The 8363-nt window shown below is 63.2% G+C and carries 5 protein-coding genes; 2 read left to right on the forward strand and 3 right to left on the reverse strand.

Features of this window, described 5'->3' with window-relative positions; translation table 11 throughout:
• Window position 1: 1 nt before the first annotated feature.
• Both CGL56_RS17850 and CGL56_RS17855 read right to left on the reverse strand, forming a co-directional pair.
• Window positions 2-877: a universal stress protein gene (locus CGL56_RS17850; RefSeq protein WP_099107951.1), complete on the reverse strand. Its 876-nt coding sequence runs from the start codon at window positions 875-877 to the stop codon at window positions 2-4.
• Window positions 878-1052: 175 nt separating this feature from the next.
• Window positions 1053-2402 carry a DUF1593 domain-containing protein gene (locus CGL56_RS17855; protein ID WP_099107952.1) on the reverse strand — a complete coding sequence of 450 codons (1350 nt, stop codon included), beginning with the start codon at window positions 2400-2402 and terminating at the stop codon, window positions 1053-1055.
• Window positions 2403-2754: 352 nt separating this feature from the next.
• On the opposite strand from CGL56_RS17855, the gene CGL56_RS17860 reads away from it, so the two are divergent.
• The gene (locus CGL56_RS17860) at window positions 2755-5325 is read left to right on the forward strand and encodes a T9SS type A sorting domain-containing protein (protein WP_167641668.1); all 2571 of its coding nucleotides are present in this window, start codon (window positions 2755-2757) and stop codon (window positions 5323-5325) included.
• A gap of 663 nt (window positions 5326-5988) precedes the next feature.
• Here the strand turns inward: CGL56_RS17860 and CGL56_RS17865 are convergent.
• Window positions 5989-7269: a dicarboxylate/amino acid:cation symporter gene (locus CGL56_RS17865; RefSeq protein WP_099107954.1), complete on the reverse strand. Its 1281-nt coding sequence runs from the start codon at window positions 7267-7269 to the stop codon at window positions 5989-5991.
• 187 nt (window positions 7270-7456) lie between these two features.
• Between CGL56_RS17865 and CGL56_RS17870 the strand changes: the two genes are divergently transcribed.
• Complete coding sequence (locus tag CGL56_RS17870; RefSeq protein ID WP_099107955.1) at window positions 7457-7918, forward strand: GreA/GreB family elongation factor; 462 nt, start codon at window positions 7457-7459, stop codon at window positions 7916-7918.
• The last annotated feature ends 445 nt before the right edge of the window (window positions 7919-8363 follow it).

The raw sequence follows: 8363 nt of genomic DNA on the forward strand, positions 1-8363 counted from the left end.
CTCAGGCTTCCGCTACGGCCAGGGGGACCACCAGCACGGGTACCCCACTGCTGCTGATCAGCCCGGCGACGCCGGAACCCGCCAGCATCTGGGTAAAGAAGTTGCGGGGGTAACGGCCCACGATGAGCAGGTCCACGTCTTCTTCCTCGGCGTATTCGAGGATGCGGTCGTTCACGTCGCCCGGCGGCAGGAAGCGGAAGTCGGCCTCGTAGCCGGGGAAGGCATCTAGGAACATGGCCTCCATGAGGTCCAGCTCCATCACCTCCTCCTGTACGGGGTCGCGGAACATCACGTGGGTGAAGGCCATCTGCGGCATCAGGGCCTCGCGGAGGAAGGCGATCCGTTCGCTGATCTCGGTGAGGGTTTCCACCCCGTCGAAGGCCACGGCGGCCCGGTAGATGTCGGGCACCCCGGCAAGCTGGGGAATCAGGAGCACCGGACAGGAAGCGCGCAGGGCCACGGCCCGGGCCACGCTGCCGAAGACCGGCGTTACGGTGCTCGACTGCCCCGTGCCGACGCCGCCCATAACAATGAGTGCTACGTCGTCGCGCTGGCTCTGGAGCACCAGCTGCTGGATGGCGCTGCCGATGACTTCCCGGGTGCGGATCGGGCGTACCTCATCCTCCTCGGGCGGCATCCCCGCCGGGCTGCGCCGGGGGGCGTGCACCCGGACGAACTTCTCGAGCATCTCGTGTACCCGGGCCTGGATGCGGGCGCTGCCCTTCTTGATGACGTACTGGGGGTTCTCACCGTCGTAACCGTCGTAGACGTGCACGGCTTCGAGTTCGTAGCCCGTTTGGTCCGACAGGTAGCAGCCAAAGCGGAGGGCATCGGCCGAGGTGATGGAAAAATCGATGGGGACAATAATCTTGGGCATGGCTGTTGAATTGGTTTCTACCCAATTTCTGCCCCGCCCGGGGTGGGGGCGGTGATCTATGTCAGCCCGGAGGATGATTCTCTGCGCAGGTCGAGACGCTGCGCGTCGAGCTACCTGTCAATGCATCGGGCCTGGATGCCCTCCTCCCGAGTCAATGTCCTCGCGGTGGAGATGACTACTCGGCCGACACGGCCTCGACCTTAACCACCAGCCGCCGGTAGGCGATCAGGTTGGGCGAACCGCCGTCATGGACTTCGAGGATCAGGTGGAGGGTGGTTCCGGCCGCGTCGCCGGGAATGGGCAACTCGGGGGTGGGGGTGTCCGCCTTCCGGAGGGTCAGCTCACCGCCATAGGTGGTGGGCTCCTCATAGATGGACCAGCGATAGGACAGCGCGTCCCCGTCCGGATCGGTGGAACCCGCCGCCGAAGGTTGGAGGGTGGTACCCGGTTTCGCGCTGGTGTAGAGGACCTGGCGGGTGCGGTCACCGTTCAGGACGGCCACGGGGTGGTGGTTGGCGTCGGCGTAGCGGGGGGTGATGGACCAGTCCATCCGCGCCGCGAAGTCGTTGTCGAAGCCCTCCCGCCAGCGCTTGATGGCGGCGCCCCCCTCTTCGGTATTGCCGTACATATAGTAGGGGTCGTAGGAGGGTTCGGCCTGGGGGTCGATCTTGGCTACTTCCGACATACTCCGGATGCCCGCCTGCTTTTCGGGGCTGAAGCGGCCGCCCCAGCCGCCCTGCTCGATCCGTTCGGGGTCGTTCAGTCCGTTGGGGTAGACGTGGAGGAAGGCCGGGGAGTCGCCCTCGGTGGCCCACTGCCGGTCGGGGTAGACGGCGCCCAGGGGGCCGTGGTTCTGGATGTGCTCGTCCAGGTACTCGTCGGAGGGGGCCCAGCCGTAAACCCCGGTGGCGCGGATGTAGAATACCTCCGGGAAGTTCTTGGCGATCCAGGCGCCGGCGTCGTCCTGCCCCAGGATGTCGAAAAGCCGCAGCTTGCTGAGGAAGCGGCGCAGCTCTTCCGGCGACCGCGTTTCCTTCACCTTCCAGATGGCCTGGGCGGCGGTGTTCATACCGCCCCAGCCCATGACCCACAGCGGACGGGGGTCGTCGCGGTCGGCGGCGGTGATGATCAGCTCCGAGCCGGGACTGTCGCGGCCCTCACCCACGTCGCCCATACCGTAGCCCGTCTGCCCCATCACGGAAACCGAGCGGAGGTAGTCGGGGGTAGGGAAGCCTTCAGCGTGGACGCTCAGGTTGGGGTAGGCGGCGGCGTAGGCGTCAATGATGCGGTCTAGCATATCCGTATTGCCCTGTTCCTTTTTCCAGCAGCCGGTGGCGACGATCAGTCCTTCGAGGTCGAACTCGTTGGCAGAGACCAGCTGCCGCACCAGCGACTGCTCGTCGTCGGGGTCCGCGCCCAGGTCGGTGGTGTTGATGACGCGGGGCTTTCCGGTGGATTCGGCACCCGCGGGCACCGACGACAGGGAAAGGACCAGGGCGACAAAAAGGAACAGTAAACAGGGCATGGGGATGGATTACGGGGGCAGAAAGAAAGGTACAAAACAGGGCAGGTTAAAAGGGGGAACCAGGGGCCGTATTTCCAGCCGGAATGGTACTGAATCAGAATAAAATAAATGTGAGAACACCAACATCAACCGGCGGCAAATGCCCGTAAATTATAGGTGGTTTTGTAGTACGCCACCCCCATTCCCTGCCCGCGCCCCCGGGCGTAACTGAATCCTATTTCCGCTGTCCCGCCCGGACGTGAGCCCGTTCCGTCCGTCCCCTTCCTGCCGTGTCTACCGCGGACAGGCGGCCCTGCGTATGGCAAATCCGGCTGTTCCCGCGTCTCGCCGTCACACCACAAAATATGACTCGATGGAAGCCCGAAAATCTACCCTCTATGCGCTACTCCTGGCCGTGTTTCCCTTCTTTTTCATCAGTCTGTCGCCGGTCCGGACGGAAGTGTGCAGCATTACGGGGGTGCGCCTCGGCGGGCAGGCGGGCGACCAGTTCATCGGGCCCACCTGCAATAACGACGGCACCTACCGCAGTTGCTTTTATCTCAGTGGCCCGGATCTCCCCACCAATGCAGCCGCCTATACTCTCACGATCGAGGGCGTGCCGTACGCGGCCGTCTTTCTGCAGGTCATCGGGCCCCAGGAGGTGGTGGTCTGCGTCTCCGGTGTGCCGGGCAATGGAACCCAGGACGTTGACGTAACGGTGGACGCGGGTAGCGGCTGCATCTACACAGCCACCGACCTAATCGACGAGCCCCAGTGCACCTGCAACATCACCGACGTGCGCGTGGGCGGGGAACCGGGAGACCAGTACATCGGGCCCACCTGCAACAACGACGGCACCTACCGTACCTGCCTGTACGTGACCGGCTCCTTTCTGCCGACAAATGCCGCCGCCTACACCATCACCATCGACGGTGTTGACTATCCGGCCGCCTTCGCGCAGGTGCTGAGTCCGCAACTGGCCGTGGTCTGCGTTACCGGTGTCCCGGGTGACGCCAGCGCCAACGTGGACGTCACCATCGACGCCGGAAACGGCTGCATCTATACGGCCACCGACCTCTTCGACGAGCCCCCGTGCACCTGCAACATCACCGACGTGCGTGTGGGCGGGGAACCGGGAGACCAGTACATCGGTCTCACCTGCAACAACGATGGTACCTACCGTACCTGCCTGTACGTCACCGGCAGTTTCCTGCCGACAAGTGCCGCCGACTACACCGTCACCATCGACGGTGTTGATTATCCGGCCGCCTTCGCGCAGGTGCTGGGTCCGCAACTGGCCGTGGTCTGCGTTACCGGTGTCCCGGGTGACGCCAGCGCCAACGTGGACGTCACCATCGACGCCGGAAACGGCTGCACCTACACGGCCACCGACCTCTTCGACGAGCCCCAATGCACCTGCAACATCACCGACGTGCGCGTGGCTGGGCAACCCGGGGACGCTTACATCGGACCCACCTGCAATAACGACGGTACCTACCGCAGCTGCCTGTACGTGACCGGCAGTTTCCTGCCGACAAATGCTGCCGCCTACACCATCACCATCGATGGGGTTGATTATCCGGCCGCCTTCGCGCAGGTGCTGGGTCCGCAACTGGCCGTGGTCTGCGTTTCCGGCGTCCCGGGCGACGCCAGCCCCAACGTCGACGTAACCATCGACGCCGGAAACGGCTGCACCTACACGTCCACCGACCTCTTCGACGAGCCCCAGTGCACCTGCAACATCACCGACGTGCGCGTGGCTGGGCAACCCGGGGACGCTTACATCGGGCCCACCTGCAACAACGACGGCACCTATCGCAGCTGCCTGTACCTGACCGGCAGTTTCCTGCCGACAAATGCTGCCGAATACACCATCAACATCGATGGCGTTGATTATCCGGCCGCCTTCGCGCAGGTGCTGAGTCCGCAACTGGCCGTGGTCTGTGTTTCCGGCGTCCCGGCCGACGGCACGCGGGGGGTACCCGTCAGGGTCAGCGTAGTGGCTGACCCCGACTGCCAAATTTCGGTCTGCCCGCTGTACGATGAGCCCTTGTCTTGTCCGGGCGGCAATCATCCGCCGGACCCCATTTCCGGCCCCTGGTCGGTGAAGTCCATCGGCGGGGCCGGGGGCGGGGCGGACTTTGACGCCTGCAATCCGGAGGTGATCACCATTCGCGCTACGGGCGATTCCAAGCAGACCCGCGACGAGCAGCAGCTGGTGTACCGGGACATGTGCGGCAACGCCGAGATCATCGCCCGCGTACGCAGCCAGAGTGGCATTGGCTGGGTGGGCCTGGAGATGCGACGGGACCTTTCCGCCAATTCACCTATGGTGGTCCTCAAGCGCAAACGCAACCCCATCGTGCGGGGCGAGTATCGCCTGACCACCGGTGGGAAGACGGACTTTGCGCAGGATAACCGTCCGCACGACAACTGGCTGCGGCTGGTCCGCATCGGCAACACGTTCACTGGCTATACCTCCACCAACGGTGTGCAGTGGCGCAAGCTCTTCACCCGCAACGTGGCCATGCCCAACTGCCTCAAGGTGGGCCTCTTCGCCGAAAGCCTGAACGACCGGCAGCTGACGGTGGGCGTCTTCGACCACATCTCGGTGAACGGCGCACCCGTTGTCCCCCTGGCCGCCTCCGACGAACCGGTGGTCTTCCTGCCGGACCTTCCCCGGGAAACCCCGCTCGACTTCGACCTCTACCCGAACCCGGCTTACGACCGGGTGACCGTCGGACTGTCCGCCTTTGCCGGCCAGCCGGTAGTGGTGGAACTGCGGTCCCTCACCGGGGCCCTGGTGCTGCGCCAGAGCTTCTCCGACGGGGATTCACCCACCACTACCCTCGACGTGGGCCGTCTGCCTCCGGGTGCCTACCTGGTTTCGGTGAGCAGCCCCACCGGCAGGATGGTGAAACGACTGGTGGTTGGGGGGGCGTAGGGAGGCGCAAGCAGCCTGGACGGATTAAGCCGCTCGGTGAAAGCAACTGATCGGGCCGGGAGGCCCTCAGCCCGTGCAGGTCGAGCCCCTGAGGGGCGAGTCACCGAATCGGCCACCCTCACTATTCAAACTCTACCATCATGATACAAAGGCGCCAACGGGTTGAGCCCCTCCAGGGGCGATCGCTGGATCATTAACATTTCACTTTGAGGCTATAAATCGGGCCTGGAGGCCCTCAACCCGTGCAGGTCGAGCCCCTCAGGGGTGCGCGCCAACGGTGTACCCTACACACCGTGCAGCAGAAATAACAAATCGGGCCGGGAGGCCCTCAGCCCATGCAGGTCGAGCCCCTGAGGGGCGAGTCACCGAATCAGCCACCTTCACAATTCAAACTCCACCATCCTGACATGAAGGCGGCAACGGGTTGAGCCCCTCCAGGGGCGATTACAAAGGAGTACCCTACACACCGCTCGGTGAAAGCAACTGATCGGGCCGGGAGGCCCTCAGCCCAAGCAGGTCGTGCCCCTCCAGGGTGAGCGCCAACGGTGTACCCTACACACCGCTCAGCAGAAACAACAAATCGGGCCGGGAGGCCCTCAGCCCGTGCTCGTCGAGATGAAAACTCGGCCGACACGGCCTCGACCTTAGGGGAGTAGGTGCCCATCATCTCGCTATGGAGGCGACGTCCAGCTTCCCTACGGATTTGGCGACGGCCATCGATACCGTGGCGTCGCCCGTCACGTTGGCGATGGTACGGCACATGTCCAGGGGGCGATCGACGGCGAAGATCAGGGCGATGCCCTCGACGGGGATGCCCGCCTGTCCGAGGACGATGACCAGCATGACGATGCCGGCGCTGGGAACGGCCGCCGCGCCGATCGACGCCATACTGGCGGTCACGATGATCCCGAGTTGGGTAACCAGGTCGAGCTCCAGTCCGAAAACCTGGGCAACGAAGACGGCGGCGACCGCCTGGTGCAGACTGGTGCCGTCCATGTTGACGGTAGCGCCAATGGGCAGCACGAAGCTGGCGATGTCCTCGGATACGCCCAGGTGACCGGTGGTGCGCTCCAGGGTTACGGGCAGGGTAGCGGCGCTGGAGCTGGTGCTGAAGGCCAGCAGTTGCGCCGGCGCAATGCCGCGGAAAAACGCCCCGTAACCAACACCCGTGAACAGGCGGACCATCAGGGGATAGAGTCCCAGGATAAGGATACCCAGTCCCAGCAGTACGCACACACTATACGACAGCAGCGCTGCGAACAGGTCGGCGCTCGGTGCCTCGACCACCAGGGCCGCCAGCAGGGCGAATACGGCGTAGGGCGCGGTGGCCATCAGCAGGTCGATCAACTTGAGGACGACCTCGTTCACCCCGTCGAAAAAGGCCTTGACGGGCCGCGCCTTGTCGGGGGGAATCAGGATGAGTCCGATGCCAAAGAAGACGACGAAAAAGATCACCTGCAGCATATTGCCGTTGAAGGAGGCCGCCCCGACGATGTTATCCGGCACCATATCCACGAAGAAACTCAGCGGCCCCTGGTCGGCCTGGGAGGTAGCGATCTCGATCCGTTGGGAAGCGTCGTTGGCGTAGGCGGCCAAGAGGTTTTCCCGCGTTTCCTGGGAAACGACCTTGCCCGGATTCACCAGGTTGACGATGCCCAGTCCAATGGTCACCGCGGTTACGGTCGTCAGCAGGAAGAGGCCCAGCGTACGGCCACCGATCCGCGAGAGTTGGGAGATGTCCTGCAGGTCACTGATCCCCTTGATGAGGGAGGCAACGATGAGCGGAATGGCGATCAGCTTCAGCGCGTTAATGAAGATGATGCCGAAGGGTTTGATCCAGTCCACGACGAAGTCCGTGGCCCCCACCGCACTGGCGGCAAAGCCGAACGCCACGCCCAGTACCATGCCGATGATGATTTTCCAGTGTAGGGCTAGTTTCTTCAAGGAGGGAAGAGGTGAATTAGTGAATTACTGAATTACTGAATAAGCTGCCGCACGTTTCTGCTCGCTGGCGCTCGTTTTGGTCAAGGGGATAAGGGGTCAAGGGCTACCGCACGACTCTGCTCGCTCGCGCTCGTGGGGTAGGGATCAGAGGTAAAGCTACGCTGGGAGAGTGGTATTATTACGGCCCGTGGCAGACCACCCCAACATAAAAATCCAGCTCCACCAGGCCTGCGTAGCCGACACCGACCGCCGCATCGCTACCCTCCAGCATATCCTGGACGGGATCAATACCGCACGCGAAAGCGAAACCAAAAGCAGCGCGGGAGATAAGTACGAAACCGGCCGCGAAATGCTGCACCGGGAGGAAGTCCAGGCCCACCGACAACTGCTGCAGGTCATGGAGGACCAGCGGACGCTGACGGCCCTGAAACCGCAGGATAACCACGACCGTGTCTCCCAGGGTAGCCTGGTGGTGACCCAACACGGGAGCTACTACCTGTCCGTAGGACTGGGCAAGGTCAAACTGGGCAACCAGGTCTATTACTGCATCTCCGTGCAGTCGCCCATTGGCCAGGCCTTCCTGAACCGCGGGGTAGGGGAGACCGTCACCTTCAACGGGACCACGCATACCATCGAGGGTATCTTCTAGGGGGAACCCTTGCCGGCGGGCGCGGGATCCCGGGAATGTCGTGGCACCCGCGCGCCGCCGCCCAACCAGCAACCAGCAACCAGCCAACCAGCTAACCAGCTAACCAGACAAACCCCAAGCCAGCAAGGAGGATTCACCGTCCGCGAACCAACCAACCAGCAACCCAATCAAGCAGCAACCAGCAATTAATATTCTCATTTCAGTCGCCGGACGAACTCCACGCCAGCGCGGAGGATTCGTCGTGCGACTAACCAGCCACCAGCTAACCAGACATACTCCAAGCCAGCAAGGAGGATTCACAGTCCGCGAACCAGCCAACCAGAAACCTGTCCATACCTGAAATAGCTTGACACAATCGTACACATCGATTATGTCATCAAATTCAGAACAGCCCACCCTGAAGCAGAAGTACACGCGGCGCTTCAGCGAGCCCTTCAAACGCCGC

The organism is Neolewinella marina, assembly GCF_002631205.1.
GTDB classification, from domain to species: Bacteria; Bacteroidota; Bacteroidia; order Chitinophagales; family Saprospiraceae; genus Neolewinella; species Neolewinella marina.

What these genes read in the sequence shown, in the direction of transcription:
- CGL56_RS17850 (WP_099107951.1), bottom strand. Translation starts at nt 877, where the DNA reads ATGCCCAAGATTATTGTCCCCATCGATTTTTCCATCACCTCGGCCGAT.
- CGL56_RS17860 (WP_167641668.1), top strand. Translation starts at nt 2,755, where the DNA reads ATGGAAGCCCGAAAATCTACCCTCTATGCGCTACTCCTGGCCGTGTTT.
- CGL56_RS17855 (WP_099107952.1), bottom strand. Translation starts at nt 2,402, where the DNA reads ATGCCCTGTTTACTGTTCCTTTTTGTCGCCCTGGTCCTTTCCCTGTCG.